The organism is Nitrospirota bacterium (genome assembly GCA_037386965.1).
GTDB lineage: Bacteria > Nitrospirota > Thermodesulfovibrionia > Thermodesulfovibrionales > JdFR-86 > JARRLN01.
Genome location: JARRLN010000079.1, coordinates 1 through 17,319 on the forward strand (window position 1 = coordinate 1; position 17,319 = coordinate 17,319).

Here is a 17,319-nt window from a genome sequence, read left to right on the forward strand (position 1 = left end):
CGGAAGTTCCTCATTCCCGTGGTGCTCCTGGCGGTGGTGCTTCTCGGAGGGCTCGGCGGGTTCATGGCGATGAACAACAAGGCGGCCATACAGTCGGCCATGGATGCCAAGGGCAACGCGGTGGTGGACTTCATAACGCGCTTCAGCGCCGATTATTTCGCCATATTCGACTTCAGCGACTTCGAGAACTTCGTCAAGGCCATCTCCAGCGACCCGGCGGTCAAGTTCTTCGTCATCTACAACGCCCAGGGCGAGCCCCTGACCCGGAGCATGCTGCCCCCGGAGGACACCTCCGATGCCATGGTCTACAAGCGCGACATCCTGGATGACCTGGGGGGCGTGCAGGGCACCCTGGTCATAGGCTACAGCAAGGACGTCCTGGCGAAAAGCCTCAGGCGCAACGCCGCCATCACCGGGGGGGCCATCGTGGTGGCCATCCTGCTTTTCGCCGGGGGCATCACCCTGCTGACCAGGAGGATAATCATCAAGCGCGTCAACAACACGGTGGACATGCTCAAGGACATCGCCCGGGGCGAGGGCGACCTGACCAAGCGGCTCACCGTGGACAGCGCCGACGAGCTGGGGGAGCTTGCCCGCTGGTTCAACACCTTCGTGGACAACGTCCAGGAGATAATCTCCACGGTGAAGGGCAGCGTGGAGCGCGCGTCCTCCTCGAGCCAGTCCCTGGCGCGGACCTCCGAGGAACTGAGCCAGGGCTCCACCCAGCAGGCCCGCCAGACCGAGCAGGTGGCTTCGGCCATGAACGAGATGTCCCATACCATCATCGACGTGGCCAAGAACGCCGGGGACGCGGCCAGCGCCTCCCATGAGGCCGCGGAGGTGGCGGCCCGGGGGCGCGACGTGGTGGAGCGCACCATGCAGGGCATGCTCCGCATCGCCGAGACCGTGCGGGAGGCCTCCGAGACCATCGGGCAGCTGGGCACGAGCTCCAGCGAGATAGGCACCATCATCCAGGTCATCGACGACATAGCGGACCAGACGAACCTCCTGGCCCTGAACGCCGCCATCGAGGCCGCCCGCGCCGGGGAGCAGGGCAGGGGCTTCGCGGTGGTGGCCGACGAGGTGAGAAAGCTGGCGGAGCGCACGGGGAAGGCCACCAAGGAAATAACCGCCATGATAAAGAAGATACAGGACGATACCGAGCGCTCCGTGGGCTCCATGGAGACCGGGAGCGTGGAGGTCCAGGGCGGTGTGAAGCTGGCCGAGGAGGCCAAGCAGTCCCTGGAGCTCATCGTGGCCGCCTCGAGCAAGGGCGAGGACATGGTGCAGCGCATCGCGGCGGCCTCGGAAGAGCAGTCGGCGGCGGCGGAGCAGGTCTCCCAGAACATGGAGAACATCCTCACCATCACCACCAGCTCGGCCAATTCCACGAGCAAGATAAAGGACACCTCGGTGGAGCTGGAAGGGCTCTCCAAGGAACTGGAGAAGATGATAGGCTGGTTCAAGGTGTAGGACCGGCACCCCCTTGGGGCGCGGGGGAGGGGCCGGGCGGCCTAGCCGGCCCGGAGGAGGGCTTTCATTCTCCCGGCATTGCGGGTGGCCATGCCGGCGTAGCAGTTGTTGAACATCACGTAGATGTCCCTGCTTTTCTTCTGCACCTTCTCCACGGCGGGGACGAACCCCCTCAGCTCCTCCTCGGAGTACTCGTACTTGAACCTCTCCGCCGTGGCTATGCCCTTTTTGAGCCAGGTCTGCCTGTTTCTGCCGTGGAAGCGGAAATAGGCGATGGAGCCCGTGGCCTCCGGGACGAAGGGCACGGTGGCCAGAGAGCCGCACTGGGGCTCGTCGGCGGTCACGTAGAGGAACCCGTTTTCCTCGAGGAAGCCCAGGACCTCTTGGCGGCTCTCCGGAGCAAGCCAACTGCCGTGGCGGAACTCCACGGCCACGGGGGCCGTATCCTTCATGTAATCGCGGTAGACGGTGAGCTTCTCCATGCTCCGGGGGCCCTTTTGCACCCAGGGCGGAAGCTGAAAGACGGCCACCCCGAGCTTTCCCGCTCTTTTAAGCGGGCCCATCATCTCCCTGAAACGCTCGGCCACCGCGCCCATGAGGCCGGGGTCCTTGATATAGACCCGGTTCTTTTCCCATTCTCCCCGGGAGAGCCCCTGCCGGATATCCGGAGGCAGGGTCCGGGGGTCCACGCCGTGGCCGGTGAGGGCCCCGTATGCCTTGACGTGAAAGACGAAGTCCCCGGGGGTGCGCTCCGCCCACATGCGGGGGGTGGAAAGCGGCGGGATGGCGTAGTAGGTGGCGTCGACCTCCACGGTGGAGAAGTGCCCGGCGTAGAAGCGGAGGCGCTCCTCGGCGGTGTTGACGCCCCGGGGGTAGAACTCGCTGCTTTGTACGAGGGTCTTCTCCGTCCAGGAAGAGGTTCCCACCCGTATCATCACAGCCCCTTGGCCAGGAGAAACTCCCGCACCACGTCGGCCACCTCGCGCTTTTTCTGGTCCACCTCGTAGTTGAGTTGCCGCATGGTCTTCTCGTCGAGGATGCCGCCCAGGGGGGCGAGGGCCTCGCGGACCTCCGGATGGGCGGTGAGGAGCTCCTTCCTCACCACGGGGGCGGCGTAGTATGGGGGGAAGAACCCCCGGTCGTCCTCGAGGATGGCGAGGTTGTACCCCGGGATGCGGCTGTCGGTGGCGAAGGCGCTGATGACGTCCACCTGCCCCCTCCTCAGGGCATCGTACATGAGGGCGGGGTCCATGTCCGTGACCGAGCCGAACCGTATGCCGTAGGCCTTCACGAAGCCCGGATAGCCGTCCGGGCGCTCGGCGAACTCCGCGGTGAACGCAGCCCGAAGCTTTCCGGCCACGGGCCGGAGGTCGGATATCTTCTTCCAGCCGTTTCTCCGGGCCTGCTGCTTCCGCACGGCCAGGGCGTAAGTGTTGTTGAACCCGAAGGGCTCGAGCCATATCAGGTTGAACCGCCTCTCGTATCTGCGGGAGACCAGGTCGTAGACCTTCTCGGGGTCCGTCATGCGCTTCTTGACGTTCAGGATGGCCGTGAGCGCCGTCCCCGTGTACTCGGGGTACATGTCTATCTCTCCCCGCACAAGGGCCTCGTGGCATATCATGGTGCCCCCCAGGTTGAAATGGCGCTTCACGGTGAGGCCCGTGGCCGCCTCGAGCCTCTGGGCGAGCATCTCGGCCAGGATGAACTGCTCGGTGAAGTTCTTGCTCCCCACGTGCACCACTCGCGCCGGAGCCGCCCCGCCGGCCGCCCGCCAGAGCTGGCCCGTAAAGGCCACGGCAAGGAGCAGGAGCAGGGGGACCAGGGTCAGCACGCGGCCGAACCGGCCCGAGAAGAGGCGCACCCTGCGCCTCTTGCGCTCGTTCAGGCCCCACTCTACGGCCGCTATGGCCAAGCTCACATAGAGGGCCAGGAGGGCCGAGGGCACCGCACCCAGGAGGATGAGCCGGTTGTCCGCCAGCGAGAGCCCCCTGATGATGAACTCCCCGAGGCCTCCGGCGCCGATGAAGGCCGAGAGGGTGGCGATGCCCACGCTGATGACCGCCGAGGTCTTGATGCCGGCGACGAGCACCGGCATGGCCAGGGGGAGCTTGACCATCCTCATCTCCTGCCACGGGGTCATCCCCATGCCCCGGGCGGCCTCCACGGTCTCCGGGGGGACGCCCTCCAGGGCCGTCACCGTGTTTTGCAGGATGGGAAGCAGGGCATAGAGGGTGAGGGCCACGATGGCGGGCACCACCCCTATCATGTTCAGCATGGCCAGCAGGAAGGCCAGCATCGCCAGGCTCGGCACCGTCTGCACCACGTTGGCCGCCGTAAACACCGCCGACCTGAGCCACGGGCGCCCGGTGGCCATGACCCCGGTGGGCACGCCCACCAGGACGTCCGCGCCCACCGCCGCGCCGGTGAGGAAGAGGTGCTCCCGGGTCCGAATGAGAAGCTCCGGGAGGCGCTCGACGAGGAAGTCCAGGGGCATCAGAGCACCTCCCGAAACTCTTCGAGCTGTTTCCTGGGCCGCTCCACCAGGTCCCGGACGAAATCCGTCCGCGGGGAGGCGACCAGGTCTCTCCGGGTTCCCACCTGCTCGAGCCGTCCCTCGTGCAGCACGGCGATGCGGTCGGCCAGGGTGAAGGCCTCGAAGATGTCGTGGGTGACAAAGACGATGGTCTTCTTGAGCTTTTCCCGGAGGGTGATTATCTCCTGCTGCAGGAGGTCGCGGGTGACGGCATCCAGGGCGCCGAAGGGCTCGTCCATGAGGAGCAGTTCGGGCTCGGCGGCCAGCGCCCGGGCAACCCCGATGCGCTGCTGCTGCCCGCCGGAAAGCTCGTCGGGGTACCGCAGGCGATAGGTCTCGTAGCCCAGGCCAACCATGTCCATCACCTCGGCGGCCCGCGCGCGCCGTCTGGCGTCGGCCCAGCCCAGAAGCCGGGGCACCACCGTGACGTTCTGCTCGATGTCCATGTGGGGGAAAAGCCCGATGCCCTGAAACACGTAGCCGATGGAGCGCCGCACCGCGATGGGGTTTTGTGCGAGGACGTTTTCTCCCCGGATGCGGATGGTGCCCGAGGAGGGCTCGACCAGGCGGTTGAGCATCTTCAGAAGGGTAGTTTTTCCCGACCCCGACGACCCCAGGAGGACCAGGGTCTCGCCCTCCCGCACCCTCAGGGAGACGTCCCTGACGGCGTGGGTCCCGCCCTCGTCGAAGTATTTGTTGAGTTTTTCAATCTCGATCATGGCCACTCGTGGACCCCTTGAGTTTATCAGAATAAAGCCGGCCTTTCAGCTTTTCCTTGACACGGGGCCTTCCTTCTTTTATTGTGTAACCGCGTGGAAGGCCCCCCTTCGGGGGTGAGGCGCCGCACGGTGAGCAATACGGCTGAAGAGAGGCCTTGAAGGAGGGGCACGATGAGCTTTCTTTTCCGGACCCGGCCGGTCCTGGGGCTCTTGTTCGTCCGCCTGGCCCTGGGCGTGGTCATTCTGCCGCACGGGCTTCAGAAGACCCTGGGCGTTTTCGGAGGACCGGGTTTTCAGAAGACCATTGAGATATTCAAGACGCAGTACGGGTTTTCCACCGGAGCGGTGCTGCTCCTCATGGCCACGGAGGTCCTGGGCTCCCTGGGGCTCATCACCGGCATCTTCACGCGCCTCTGCGCACTGGCCATCGCGACCTCCCTTTCCATCTGCGCCTACATGAACCACATACAGAACGGGTTCTTCATGAACTGGTCCGGCCAGAAGGCGGGGGAGGGCTTCGAGTATCACGTCCTGGCGGTGGGCATGGCCCTGGCCCTCGTCCTGAGCGGCGGGGGGTCGTTCTCCATAGACCGCCTGATATCCAGGGAGAAATAGGCGGGCGTCCGTCCCTCCGGAGGGGCAAAGCGCCTCTCAAGGCCGCCCGGCCTGCGTCTTTCGTTTCTCCCTTATGACGAAGCTCATGGCTTTCCCCCTCCCGGAAAGCGTACCCTCAAGACATGAAGGACCGCATAGCGGAGAAGGCCCTTGTCCTCAGCACGGAGGGCGGCGAGGCGGAGGTCCGCCTCGTGGGCGGGGCGGCCTGCCGGAAGTGCGGCATGGCCCGCATGGGCCTGTGCAAGCCCGGCGGCACCGGGATGCTGGTGAGGGCGGAAAACCGTGCCGGGGCCGCGGCCGGCGACATGGTGACCCTGGGCATAGCCGAGGGGGTGCGCTGGAGGGGATACGCCCTGGCCTATATGCTTCCGCTGCTGGGCCTCCTCGGGGGCGCGGCCGCCGGGGCCTGGCTGGGCGCACGTGCGGGGGTGCCCGGACTGGAGACGCCGGGAGCGTTTTTCTTCCTCGCCCTGGCCCTTGCCCTTTCCCTGAGGAGGCTTTCCACCATGGACCGCACCGAGCAGATGTTCGTCAGCCGCATTGTGAGGGACGTGCCCGATTTCCACTGGGACCATGCCTCCGAGGGGGAGGACTACCTGAGGGCGTACTCCGGGAAGTAGCGTTTTCCGGGTAATATAGAGGATGCCCCGGAAGGCGCTGAGCCAGAATTTCCTCTTTGACCCCTCCATCCTCGGGAGAATCATCGAGACCGCGGGCGTGGGTCCGGATGATACCGTGGTGGAGATAGGCCCGGGGCCGGGGCGTCTCACCCGGATGCTCGCCGAGCGCGCCGGACGGGTGCTGGCCATAGAAGTGGACCGCGAGCTTTACGCGCGGCTCAAGGCCGGGATGGGGGACAGGGAGAACCTCACCCTCATCCTGGGCGACGCCCTCCGTTTCCCCTACGAGAGGATAGGGGAGCCCTTCAAGGTGGTGGCCAACATCCCCTACCACATCACCACGCCCATCATCTTCAGGCTCCTGGAGCACCGGACGCTCCTGAGGTCCATGACCCTCACCGTGCAGAAGGAAGTCGCCCGCCGGGCCGCGGCGGCCCCCGGCGGCAGGGACTACGGCGTCCTATCCCTGATGCTCCAGTACCGCGGCGAGGTCCGGGTCCCCTTCACCATCCCCCGGGGGGCGTTCCGGCCCGTCCCCAAGGTGGACTCGGCCTGCCTGCACATACGCATCCATGGGAAGCCCCCGGTGGAGGTTCCCTCCGAAGAGCTGTTTTTCTCCCTGGTGCGCACCTCCTTTGGGCAGCGGAGAAAGAGCATCCAGAACTCCCTGCAGAGGGACTTTCCCGGCATAGGCGAAGCCCTCCGGAGGGCGGGCATCGAGCGCATGCGCAGGCCCGAGACCCTGAGCCTCGAGGATTTCGCCCGCCTCAGCCGGGAGCTGGCCGCCTCGAGGGGCGATGAGCCGGCTTGAGGGGCCTTCGCTTGCATCGGTTATAATAAGCGGAGCGAACGCGCCGGGGAGGTTTTCATGTCCTGCTCAAAAGCCGGTATCCCCTCACTGAGCGACTGGTGCCGGCGGCACCCCATCGTTTGGAAGGACGAGGCCGGAAAGGAATATTGCGTCTTTCATGCTCCCCCCGGGAAGAAGGGATGCACCCCCGAGAAGTTCAGGGAGCTGGTCGTGGGCGAGCTGAGGCGGGCCGCGGCTGCGGGGAGGCCCTGCAACCTCTCCGGGACCGTATTCGAGGGCGACATGCCCTTCGGCTCCGCGGGGGAGCTTCCGGAGGTGAGTTTCTCCCGGGCGACGTTCCACGGGAAGGCCGACTTCTCCCAGGTTTCGTTCAGGCGGCCCGTGTACTTCCGGGGCACGGTGTTCAAGGGCGCAACACTTTTCCCCGGCGTTTCCTTCGCCCGCGGGGCGGCGTTTTCCAAGGCCTCCTTCCAGGGGGAGGCCCTTTTCCCGGGCGCCTTTTTCTCCGGCGGCACGTCCTTCTTCGGGGTGCAGTTCGCCGAGCAGGCGGACTTCGGCCGGACGACGCACCAGGGGCAGGCGGACATGCGGGGGTGCGCCTTCGCCCGGGAGGTCTCCTTCTCCCAGGCGGCCTTCCGCGACGATGTGGATTTCTCCCGGGCGGCCTTCGGGGGACGGGCGGACTTCTCCCAGGCGGCCTTCAGGGGTGATGCCCTGTTCTCGGAAGTGGACTTCCGGGGCGCCGCGGACTTTACGCGGGCCCGGTTCAGGGGCCGGGCGGTCTTTGAGGGGCGGCGGCACGAGGAGCCCTCCGAAGGAGCGGTCTTTCAGAGCGTGGCGAGCTTCACGGGCGTCACCGTGGACAGCTCCCTCTTTCTTCAGGGGGCGGACCTGACCTCCTGCTACTTCATGGACGCGGACCTCGGGCACATGGCTTTCCGCGACTGCCTCTGGCCCCGGCGGGCCGGCCGGAAGGCCCTCTATGACGAGGTCGAAAGCCTCAGGTCGCGCAAGGCGGGGGACTTCCGCGCGAAGGCGCGCAGGCTGTCCTCCCTTTACGGGCATCTCGGCCGGAAGGCCGTCGAGGCACAGATGGACGCCGGCGACTGGCGTTACGGCAAGATGGAGACGCGCCGCCTGGCGGGGGGCCCGGCGGAGAGGGCGCTTCTGGGCCTGTACAGGCTTGTCTCGGGCTACGGGGAGAGGCCCCTGCAGGCGGCCCTGGTGCTGGTTTTCCTCATCGTCTCTTTCGCCTTCTTCCTCGGGCTCGGCGAGCGGGCCTTCGGGATGGAGGCGCTCGGGGACTTCCTCCGGGCCGGGAAGCTCAGCGCCCTTCTCCTGAGCACCCTTCAGTACGCGAGCTTCGCTCCCGACCCCCTGGTGACGCCGGTTTCCTCGGCTGGTCGGTATATCGAGCTGGGGGCACGGATTCTCATCCCTCTTCAGGCGGTCTTTTTCCTCCTGGCCCTCAGAAACCGCCTGAGCTGACCCTTCGTCTCGGGCCGCGGGCTGCTTCCGTAAACCCATGTGATAAGATAGTTTACGGTGAGACGCGTCGTGGTGACGGGCATGGGGGCCGTGAGCCCCCTGGGAAACACCCTGCGGGAAACCTGGGAGGCGGCCCTCGCGGGCCGCTCGGGTATCGGGGCCCTGAGCAGGTGCGACCCCGGGCGAGGCCCGTGGCGCGCGGCCGGCGAGCTCAAGGGCTTTGACGCGGCTGGCTTCCTTCCGCCCAAGGACAGAAGAAGGCTGGACCCTTTCATCCAGTACGCCTATGCGGCGGCGGCCATGGCCGTGGAGGACGCGGGGCTCGGGGGCGCGCTCCGGGAGGACGCCTCGGTCCTCATAGGCTCGGGCCGCGGGGGGATAAGCACCCTCTCGGCTTCGGCGGGGAGGCGCCCCTCGGCCTACCTGATGCTGGGCACGACGGTAAGCATGGCGGCCTCCTACGTGGCCGGGCGGCTCGGCCTCAAAGGGCACGTCCTGGGAATATCCAACGCCTGTGCTTCCGGCGGAGCCGCCCTGGGAGAGGCGGTGCGGCTCGTCCGCTCCGGCGCGGCCGGAATGGCCCTGGCGGGCGGGGCGGAAGCCCCCCTGTGCACGCTTTGTATCGGCGGATACGGCGCCCTGGGAGCCCTCTCCCGTGAGGGGGTGAGCCGCCCCTTCGACCGGGGGCGGGACGGGTTTGTCCTGGGCGAGGGGGCCGGGGTCCTGGTGCTTGAGGAGTACGAGGCCGCCGTGAGAAGGGGTGCCCGGCCCTACGCCGAGATAGCCGGCTGCGGAAACGCGGCCGACGCCTTTCACCCCACCGTCCCCCGAAGCGACGGGCAGATACGGGCCATGCGGGCCGCCCTTGCCGAGGCGGGCCTCTCCCCCGGGGACGTGGGGTGCATTTACGCCCACGCCACCTCCACCCCCGCCGGCGACAGCACCGAGGCCGAAAGCATAGGGCGGCTCTTCGGCCCGGGAGCCCGGGTCACCGCGGCCAAGTCCATGACCGGGCACATGCTCGGGGCCTCCGGGGCGGTGGAGGCGGCCCTGGCCGCCATGAGCCTCAGGGAGGGCCTTCTGCCGGGCATCCTGAACCTCGGGGACCCGGAGGGCTCGCTGGACTATGTGCGGGAGACGGTGCGGACGGAAGCCGGGGCGGCGCTCGCCAACTCCTTCGGTTTCGGCTGGCTCATCACCTTCCTGGTTCTCCGAAAGGTCGGACAATAGAAAATGCCGCGCCCTTGCGGGGGGCGCTGCCCCATGGGCGGGTGCGTGCTGAAGAGCCTGGAGAGTCCCTTGGCCGACAGGGGGTTTACGATGAACAGGTGCGAGGTGGCCGGAGACGCCTTCATGGGAACCCGGCTCGAGGCCATCTGAAGCTTTCTCAGGGCGCTGGCCAGGCTCCGGGGCGTCCCGGAGATGAGCGCTCCGCCGCGGTCGGCCTGAAACTCCCGGGAGCGCGAGACCGCCAGCTGCACTATCATGGCGGCGATGGGAGCGATGATCATCATGGCCAGGGCCGCCAGAGGGCTGTCGTCGTCATCGCCCAGCCTGCCGAAGATGGCCGCCCACTGGGCCATGTAGGCCAGATAGGTTATGGCCCCGGCGATGGTGGCCGTAATGGTGCTTATGAGGATGTCCCGGTGCTTGATGTGCGCCATCTCGTGCGCCAGGACCCCGCGGAGCTCATCCAGCGAGAGAATCCGCATGATGCTCGAGGTCACGGCCACGGCGGCATGGGCGGGGTTTCGGCCCGTGGCGAAGGCATTGGGCTGCTCGCCCTCGATGATGTAGACCCGGGGCATGGGCATGGAGGCCTTCGTGGCAAGCTCCCGCACCGTGCGATACAGGTCGGGAGCTTCGCGCTCGCCCACCTGGCGGGCCCGGTACATTCTGAGGATGACCTTGTCGCTGAACCAGTAGGCGAAGAAATTCATGCCCAGCGCCAGGATTAGGGCGATGGTCATACCCTGCTTCCCGCCAAAGGCCCCGCCCGCCCAGATGAGCAGGAGCGTAAGGGCCACCAGCAGGACAGCGGTCTTGAGGTTGTTCATGGAGAGATCCTCTCTGTTTCTCGCAGAAACTCCGGCGCCCACACGGCGCCCTTAATTTGATTTTACTTGAGGGGGGAGGGAAAATTCAATTGGAGCAGAGCTCCAGGGTCCTTTCCAACTCGGCCAGCTTAAACGGTTTTTTGAGTGTGAGAATGCCCCTTTTCCGGAAGCCCTGGGCCATTTCCACGGTGACGAAGGCCGAGCACACAACCACTTTGATATCCAGTTCGGGGTTTTCACTCACCTCGTGCACCAGATGTGCGCCATTTCCCTCAGGCATTCTGAGGTCGGTAAAGAGCACGTCGAAGTCCTCTTTGCCCAGAAGGCTGCGGGCGTCGTCGGCGGTGGAGACGGATGTGACGTCGTGGCCCCATTTTTTCAGCGCCCTCTCCAGAAACCAGCGCACCAACTGCTCGTCGTCCACGACCAGCACTTTCATCCTCCGGCGTCCCCTTTCCTGATTTCTCTCCCTGCGAGTCCGTTCATACGTTCATATATGCAAACATCGTGCTAGGCCTTCTCGGGAAGGAAGCCGAACTTGTTCATCCGGTAGCGCAGGGTGTCCCGGGAGAGGCCCAGCAGCCGGGCGGCCTTGGTCTGGTTGCCCCGGGTGACGTCCAGGGCCTGCCGGATGAGGTCTTTCTCCACGTCCTCTATATTGATGCCCGAGGCCGGTATCCTGATGTCCAGGCCCGAGCTCTGCGGCGAGAAGGCTTCCCGGGAGGTCATCTCCACCGGGAGATGCTCCGGGAGGATGTATTCCTCGCTTTCCAGAAGCACGGCCCGCTCGATGACGTTCCTCAGCTCCCTGACGTTGCCCGGCCAGGGGTAGTCGAGGAAGCAGCGGGCGGTCTCCTCGGAGAGGCCCCTGATGTTCTTCTTGAACTCCTTGTTGAAGGCGTCTATGAAGAATTTGGCCAGAAGCAGGATGTCCTTGTCCCGCTCCCTCAGGGCGGGCAGCTCCACGGGGATGACCCTGAGGCGGTAGTACAGGTCCTCGCGGAAATTGCCCTTCTTGACCTCCTCCTGGAGGTTCTTGTTCGTGGCCGCGACGATGCGGACGTCCACCTCCAGGTCCGCGGTGCCGCCGATGCGCTTGAAGGCCTTGTTCTCCATCACCCTCAGGAGCTTGGCCTGGGCCGAGGCCTTCATGTCCCCGATTTCGTCGAGGAAGACCGTGCCCCCGTCGGCCAGCTCGAAGAGGCCCTTCTTGAGCGCCTTGGCGTCGGTGAAGGCCCCCCTTTCGTGTCCGAAGAGCTCGCTTTCCACCAGGTTCTCCGGAAGGGCGGTCATGTTTATCTCCATGAAGGGCCTCTCCGCCCGCCCGCTCTGGTAGTGGATGACCTTGGCCACGAGGTCCTTTCCCGTGCCGCTTTCGCCGGAGACGAAGACGGTGGCCGCGTCGGACCGGGCCACCTTGGCTATGAGGTCGAAGACCTTCTTCATCCTGTCGGACTCTCCGATGATGCTGTCGAACCCGTAGCGGACCGAGAGGTTCCGGCGGAACTCCGATATCTCCTTCCTCAGGGAGGCGGTCTCCAGGGCCTTGCGCAGGAGGATCTTGAGCTTCTCCATGTTGAAGGGCTTTTCCACGAAGTCGTACGCGCCCAACTTGACGGACTTGACGGCCGTCTCTATGTCGGCGAAGGCGGTAATCATCACCACCAGGGCGTTCTTGTCCACCTCCTTGATGCCCTCCAGCACGGTTATGCCGGAGACGTCCGGGAGGTTGATGTCCAGGAGGGTGATGTCGGGGGCGTTTTCCTTGAACAGGTCCAGCCCCTCCAGGCCCTTTTCCGCCGTAAGGACGGCATAGCCCTCCTTGGAGAGGTTCTGCTCGATGGACCAGCGCAAGAGCTTCTCGTCGTCAATGACCAGTACGGTTGCCTCAGGCATTCTCCTCCCTCACGGGCAGGGTGATGCGGACGGTGGTTCCCTCTCCCACCCGGCTTTGCACCGTTACCTCGCCGCCGTGTTTTTCCACGATGCCTTTCGTAATGGCGAGCCCCAGGCCCGAGCCCCCGGGTTTGGTCGTATAGAAGGGCACGAAGAGCTTCCCGACCTCCTCCCTTTCGATTCCCTTCCCCGTGTCGGCCACGGCAATCTCCACCGCGCCGTCCTCTTCCCTCCCCCGGGCCGTCATCGTCAACGTGCCGCCGCCGGGCATGGCGTGAAGGGCGTTCATGGCGACATTCAGGAGGGCCTGCCGCATCTGTTCCGGGTCCATGAGCACCTTTTCCGGCCCGCCGCCAAGGAGAATGGTAACATCCACGGACTGCTTTTTGGCCTGTCCGGCGAGAAGCTCGCCCACGCTGTGGATGACGTCTCCCAGCGGGGCAATGACCAGATGGGGCTCGGGCGGACGGGCGAAACCGAGCAGGTTGCGCACGGACTTGTCCAGGCGGTCTATTTCCTTCAGAATGTCCCGGAAGACCTCCCTCCTCCGGTCGCCGGCCGGCAGGTCGTCGGCGATGACCTGGATGGCCCCGCTGATGCCGGCCAGGGGGTTTTTTATCTCGTGGGCTATGGCGCCGGCCAGCTCCCCCAGGGTGAACATCTTCTCCAGGTTGCCCAGGGAGTCGAGGTCCCGTCCGGCGGGCACCCGGCTTGACTCCTCTTCGCTCGGAGGGCTCTCCTCACTATCGCCCTCGCCCGGCTTCCGCCCCAGGGCCAGGAGAGCCGTGAAGGCTGCCATGACGCCCGTCGAGAGAGGAAAACGCAGAGGCGCCTCGCTCGCGCCGAAGAGGGCGGCGTTCGCCCAGGGAAGCTCCCGGGCGAAGAGCGCTCCCGCGGCGATGACGCCCAGAAGCGCTGTCATGAGAAAGGCATATTTGCGGGCGCGGCCCACAGGGCAGTTAGGCGCCGCCGTAGGAGTGCAGGCCGCTCAAGAGAAGGTTGACGCCCAGGTAGGTGATTATCACGGCGACGAAGCCCACGACGGCGACCATGGCTATCTTGTGGCCCTTCCACCCCCTGAGGAGCCGGGCATGGAGGTAGAAGGCATAGACGAACCACGTGATGAGGGACCAGGTCTCCTTGGGGTCCCAGGACCAGTACACGCCCCAGGCCTGGTCCGCCCAGATGGCCCCGAAGATGAGCCCTCCCAGGGTGAAGATGGGAAACCCGATGGCGATGCTCTTGTAGGTAATCTCATCCAGGAGGTCCGGGGAGATGCCCACGGAGGAGATGATCCGCTTGAAGCCCTGCCCGAACCGCCAGAAGGCGAAAACGCCGCCCGCCGCCGCAGCCAGGCTCACCACCACTATGACGGGATTGGAGCTCATGAAGGTGGCCTTGAAAAGATAGCTCTGCACCATGGCGTCCGGGCGTATGCCGGCCACGCGGAACTTCAGGAAATCCAGCCCCATGGCCGCCAGGATGACGGTGAAGGCGCCCAGGGTGACCGACCAGAAGATGTAGGCCCCCTCGGTCCGCTTCTCCGTGGTGCTGATGAGATACATGATGCCTGTGGAGAAGGAAAGGGCGAAGGTGGCGTAGGCGACGAAGCTCGTGAACACATGCACCAGGAGCCAGTTGCTCTGAAGCGCCGGGACCAGGGGCTGGATGGACTTGGACACGCCGGACATCTCGATGAAGGCCAGGGCCAGGCCCGCCACGGGCGTGACGAAGGCGCCGAAGGAGCGGTTCTTGTACTTGAACTCCACGACGAGATAGATGAGGATGAGGGACCAGACGAAGAAAGCCAGCGACTCGTAGAGGTTCGTCAGGGGGATGGACCGCAGAAACCCCATCCCGCTCATCGCGTGGAACTCCATCCCCCTCAGCACGAAGCCCCCCGTCTGGCAGGCGAACCCCACGACGGTCACCGCGGTGGCCGTGACGCCGACGGCCTCGCTCCTGACGGCCAGGTATGCTATATAAATCATCATCGCCAGGATGTAGGCAACGGTGGAAATGCCGAAGAGTACGGAACTATCCATTTACTTGCCTCCTTTGAGACGCGCGATCATGGCGTCCATGCGCTTCTCGTAGCCTTCACGGTACTTGCTCGTGGTGCCCGCCACCAGCACCTTGGTCTGGCCTTTTTCGGTCGCGACGTGCACCCACACTTTCCTGTGGCTCATGAAGAAGGCGAAATAAAGCCCGATGCTTATCAGGATGCAGCCCAGATAGACAAGCCAGACGCCCGGGTCTATTCTCACCTCAAGCCCCGTGTACTGCGAGCCCCATATGTCCATGAGCTGAACGACGTCCTTGGTGGGCAGCACCCCCGTTTCGGGATACCGCCTGAGGACCCACTTGGTGTAAGACTGGCCGCCTCCGTCGATGGCGAGCTTGGCCGCCGGGTTGTTCATGGCATCGGCATACGTGTAGTACCTGCCGCTGGCATCCATGGAGAGGGCCGGGCTGTAGTCGACCACGGTGGCCTTCACGTCGGTGCCGGGTATGGTGAAGCTCCCTCCCTTCTTGATACGCACGGTCTCGGCCTCGCCGGTCCGGGAGATGACCCGGAAGATATAGATGTACCTGGAAGGGTCCTCCAGTATGCTGTAGCTGGACTGGTAAAACGTCCAGCCCTTGTACTTGAGGGGGTCGTTGACCTCGATCCATTTACTCTTTACCTCCTGGGGGCCTTCGTGGACGGTGAGTTTCTCGGTGACGTTGAGCCTGGCCGCCGCCATGCGCACGTCTCCGCTTGCGGCGTCGAGGCTCCGGAGGATGAGGCGCCTTTCCTGGACTTGGGCCTGGGAGAGGGAAAGGGTCCTTTTCCAGATGAGCGACGTGCTCGTCCCCTCCGGTATGTTGACGAAGCCCTTGTAGCCGAAGACCCAGCCCACCACCGCGCCCAGGAGAATGACGATGATGCTGAGGTGCGTGATGTAGACGCCGAGTCGGCTCAAGCGCCCTTTCTGGGCATAGTACTGAAGGCCCCCCTCCGTGCTCGTCTGCCAGCGCCTGAACCCCAGCGACCTGAGCCCCGCCGCCAGCTTGTCCCTGTTGGCCTCCGTCTTGCCCGGCAGGGTGAACTCCCTCTTCAGGCCGAAGGCCCTGAAACGGTCGCTCGCCAGGGGCCTGAACGGCTCGACCACGAGCTTCCACGTCCTGGGGAGGCGGTCAAGGGAGCAGATGAGCAGGTTCACGGAAAAGAGCATCAGAAGCCCGATGAACCACCAGGAGCGGTACATGTCCATGAAGCCCATCGTCTCCATGACCCGGTAGACCTTGGGAGCCAGCCCGTAGCCCACGATGCCGCTGAGTATCTTGATGTTGGCCTGGGCCGAGGCGTTCTGCTCCAGGATGGTCCCGACGATGGAGGTGAGGGAAATCAGGGCGAATATGATAATGGCCAGCTTTACGGAGGCCAGGAAATCCCAGGTGCGGTCAGTCAGGCTCTTTTGTTTCTTCTCCATTTTTTCCCCGTCCGGACATTATAATATTTTCCCGGCGGGCCAGACAAGCGAGCCCGCCGCCCACGGGCCCGCAAGCATAGCACGCCCGCCGTGAAAAAATCACCGGCGAGAATCACATCATGCGGGCGGCCTTCAAAGGGGCCTCGGTCTGTCGCGCTCCGCATCGACGATGCAGAGGAACCCGAAGGGCTCGCCGTGGGGGTTTCGGAGCTGGTGGGCCGCAAAGGGTGGGACGTAAAGGACGTCCAGGGGCGAGAGGCCGTGCTTCCGCCTCCCTACCACGCACTCTCCCCTCCCGCGCATGCAGAGCACCACGTGCTCGTGCCTGTGCTGCTCCAGGGTGGTGTGCCCGCCCGGGGCCACCTCGAAATACCGCACGTGAAAAGCGGTCCGTTCGGCCTTCCCTCCTATGAGCGTCCTTCGGAGGACGGAGGACCACGTACCGTCTGCGTCCTTGTAGCGCTCGGTTTTCACCCCGGTCCAGGTGAAGTCCGGGCGGTGGCGGTGAAGGCGCATGCGCCTGTGCCTAAGGGAGGGCTCCCCGCCCCGGGCCGCCTGCCGGTCACAAGAGGAAGGGGAATGCTTCTTCCGGTCTTTTCTCATCCTTTTTTTATTATAACAAGACGGGTTACGGCCTTGCCTCCCGCGGCACCTCAGGCTGGCCCTCCTGCGCGCCGTAGGAATCTGACCTACAAGAAAATAGGGCGCGTTCCGATAGAATTGCCGCCGCTGTCCCGGATAAGCTAAGAGGGCATCGGGGAAGCTGCATCAGGGGAGGAAGCGAGAAATGGGATGCCCGTATCTGGTGGGACAGCATGTGCGGATATGCCTTTCGAGGGAGGAAAGACAGGTGCCGGGGCGGTTCGAGCTCGGGCAGTACTGCCGGAGCACCGCCTACGTGGCCTGTCCCTTCTACCGGAAGGCCCGGGGCACGATGAGGCCGGGGCATGAATGTCCGGGAAAGAAAGTCTGCGATGCTCGGGAAGGTCGTGATTTTCTCCCTGCACGAGAACACGAGTTCTGAAAAGGAGGGAATCCATGAGTCTCAGGAGTCTTGCAGAATCGGTTATCTTTCAGGCCATTGAGGATTTGCACGACGGCGAGCACCGGCATGAGGCACTGGCCTTTTTCCAGGGCGACACCTTCCGCGAGTGGGCCCGCATGGCCGGGATGAGCAGGGGCGAGAAGCTCCGGCTCCTTGAAATGATCTCCGCGTATCTCCACCTGAGGCCCGCGGGCGGCCCCACGGCCCAGACCGTCTCGTTTCTCGCGCGCAAGGCCTATATGGAGGACTGGAGACATCCCGGGCATTCCGTTTAGCACCCCCCTCGCCGGGGGCCGTGCACCCGTGCGGCCCCCGGCTTTACTCGCCCTTCACTGGTGACCTCCCTCATATCTTTCCGCGGGGTTCTGCGCTATAATCAGGCCGACATGGGTCCAGTGAGCCATAGGAGGAATGCCCGCCCGAGGCGAGGCGCAGCCCCGGTCGTCCTGCTCCTGGCCCTCCTCGTGCCCGCCTCCCTTTCGGCCCAGGAACCGGAGATATTTCTCGACCAGTTGCAGGCCCCCGCGGCCGACCGGCAGGTGGGGGACGAGTTCGGCTATGCGGTGGCCCTGGACGGGGAGTTCGC

19 protein-coding genes are annotated in these 17,319 nt (G+C 65.0%); 9 read left to right on the forward strand and 10 right to left on the reverse strand.

Annotation, left to right across the window (positions count from 1 at the left end; translation table 11 throughout):
* A partial coding sequence (locus P8Y39_10755; protein ID MEJ2192804.1) for a methyl-accepting chemotaxis protein occupies nt 1–1,473 on the forward strand: 1,473 nt, incomplete at its 5' end.
* 41 nt (nt 1,474–1,514) lie between these two features.
* Here the strand turns inward: P8Y39_10755 and P8Y39_10760 are convergent.
* The 3 genes from P8Y39_10760 to P8Y39_10770 are packed head-to-tail and all read right to left on the reverse strand — an operon-like array spanning nt 1,515 to nt 4,725.
* Nucleotides 1,515–2,408 carry a DUF72 domain-containing protein gene (locus tag P8Y39_10760; protein ID MEJ2192805.1) on the reverse strand — a complete coding sequence of 298 codons (894 nt, stop codon included), beginning with the start codon at nt 2,406–2,408 and terminating at the stop codon, nt 1,515–1,517.
* Nucleotides 2,408–3,967: a glycine betaine ABC transporter substrate-binding protein gene (locus P8Y39_10765; GenBank protein MEJ2192806.1), complete on the reverse strand. Its 1,560-nt coding sequence runs from the start codon at nt 3,965–3,967 to the stop codon at nt 2,408–2,410. Before P8Y39_10765 ends, P8Y39_10760 begins: the two co-directional genes overlap by 1 nt.
* Nucleotides 3,967–4,725, reverse strand: a complete 759-nt coding sequence (locus P8Y39_10770; protein MEJ2192807.1) for an ATP-binding cassette domain-containing protein — start codon at nt 4,723–4,725, stop codon at nt 3,967–3,969. The genes P8Y39_10765 and P8Y39_10770 overlap by 1 nt, the downstream gene beginning before the upstream one ends.
* Nucleotides 4,726–4,896: 171 nt before the next feature.
* On the opposite strand from P8Y39_10770, the gene P8Y39_10775 reads away from it, so the two are divergent.
* The 5 genes from P8Y39_10775 (at nt 4,897) to P8Y39_10795 (ending at nt 9,489) form a co-directional block, all read left to right on the forward strand.
* Nucleotides 4,897–5,340 (forward strand): DoxX family protein, encoded by a 444-nt coding sequence (locus P8Y39_10775; GenBank protein ID MEJ2192808.1) that lies wholly within the window; start codon nt 4,897–4,899, stop codon nt 5,338–5,340.
* Between the two features lie 122 nt (nt 5,341–5,462).
* Nucleotides 5,463–5,960, forward strand: coding sequence for a SoxR reducing system RseC family protein (locus tag P8Y39_10780; GenBank protein ID MEJ2192809.1), 498 nt, complete (start codon nt 5,463–5,465; stop codon nt 5,958–5,960).
* Between the two features lie 22 nt (nt 5,961–5,982).
* Nucleotides 5,983–6,771 (forward strand): 16S rRNA (adenine(1518)-N(6)/adenine(1519)-N(6))-dimethyltransferase RsmA, encoded by a 789-nt coding sequence (gene rsmA / locus P8Y39_10785; protein ID MEJ2192810.1) that lies wholly within the window; start codon nt 5,983–5,985, stop codon nt 6,769–6,771.
* 57 nt (nt 6,772–6,828) lie between these two features.
* Entirely contained in the window at nt 6,829–8,259 is a 1,431-nt protein-coding gene (locus P8Y39_10790) for a pentapeptide repeat-containing protein (GenBank protein ID MEJ2192811.1), read from the forward strand.
* A gap of 57 nt (nt 8,260–8,316) precedes the next feature.
* Nucleotides 8,317–9,489 carry a beta-ketoacyl synthase N-terminal-like domain-containing protein gene (locus P8Y39_10795; GenBank protein MEJ2192812.1) on the forward strand — a complete coding sequence of 391 codons (1,173 nt, stop codon included), beginning with the start codon at nt 8,317–8,319 and terminating at the stop codon, nt 9,487–9,489.
* Here P8Y39_10795 and htpX read toward each other — a convergent pair.
* The 7 genes from htpX to P8Y39_10830 all read right to left on the reverse strand — a co-directional run bounded on the left by htpX (nt 9,384) and on the right by P8Y39_10830 (nt 16,291).
* A complete protein-coding gene (htpX, locus tag P8Y39_10800) occupies nt 9,384–10,316 on the reverse strand; it encodes a zinc metalloprotease HtpX (protein ID MEJ2192813.1) in 933 nt (310 codons plus the stop codon). The genes P8Y39_10795 and htpX overlap by 106 nt on opposite strands.
* 85 nt (nt 10,317–10,401) lie before the next feature.
* On the reverse strand, nt 10,402–10,755 hold the full coding sequence (locus P8Y39_10805; GenBank protein MEJ2192814.1) for a response regulator: 354 nt from the start codon (nt 10,753–10,755) through the stop codon (nt 10,402–10,404).
* A 71-nt stretch (nt 10,756–10,826) separates the two neighbouring features.
* The gene (locus tag P8Y39_10810) at nt 10,827–12,212 is read right to left on the reverse strand and encodes a sigma-54 dependent transcriptional regulator (protein ID MEJ2192815.1); all 1,386 of its coding nucleotides are present in this window, start codon (nt 12,210–12,212) and stop codon (nt 10,827–10,829) included.
* The gene (locus tag P8Y39_10815) at nt 12,205–13,134 is read right to left on the reverse strand and encodes an ATP-binding protein (GenBank protein MEJ2192816.1); all 930 of its coding nucleotides are present in this window, start codon (nt 13,132–13,134) and stop codon (nt 12,205–12,207) included. Before P8Y39_10815 ends, P8Y39_10810 begins: the two co-directional genes overlap by 8 nt.
* A gap of 37 nt (nt 13,135–13,171) precedes the next feature.
* On the reverse strand, nt 13,172–14,257 hold the full coding sequence (gene ccsB / locus P8Y39_10820) for a c-type cytochrome biogenesis protein CcsB (GenBank protein ID MEJ2192817.1): 1,086 nt from the start codon (nt 14,255–14,257) through the stop codon (nt 13,172–13,174).
* Nucleotides 14,258–15,688: a cytochrome c biogenesis protein ResB gene (locus tag P8Y39_10825; GenBank protein MEJ2192818.1), complete on the reverse strand. Its 1,431-nt coding sequence runs from the start codon at nt 15,686–15,688 to the stop codon at nt 14,258–14,260.
* Nucleotides 15,689–15,820: 132 nt separating this feature from the next.
* Entirely contained in the window at nt 15,821–16,291 is a 471-nt protein-coding gene (locus P8Y39_10830; protein ID MEJ2192819.1) for a cupin domain-containing protein, read from the reverse strand.
* A gap of 184 nt (nt 16,292–16,475) precedes the next feature.
* Here P8Y39_10830 and P8Y39_10835 point away from each other — a divergent pair, with 184 nt between their 5' ends.
* The 3 genes from P8Y39_10835 to P8Y39_10845 form a co-directional block, all read left to right on the forward strand.
* Nucleotides 16,476–16,712 (forward strand): hypothetical protein, encoded by a 237-nt coding sequence (locus tag P8Y39_10835; GenBank protein MEJ2192820.1) that lies wholly within the window; start codon nt 16,476–16,478, stop codon nt 16,710–16,712.
* Nucleotides 16,713–16,726: 14 nt separating this feature from the next.
* Complete coding sequence (locus P8Y39_10840) at nt 16,727–17,008, forward strand: hypothetical protein (protein ID MEJ2192821.1); 282 nt, start codon at nt 16,727–16,729, stop codon at nt 17,006–17,008.
* 120 nt (nt 17,009–17,128) lie between these two features.
* A partial coding sequence (locus P8Y39_10845; GenBank protein ID MEJ2192822.1) for a hypothetical protein occupies nt 17,129–17,319 on the forward strand: 191 nt, incomplete at its 3' end.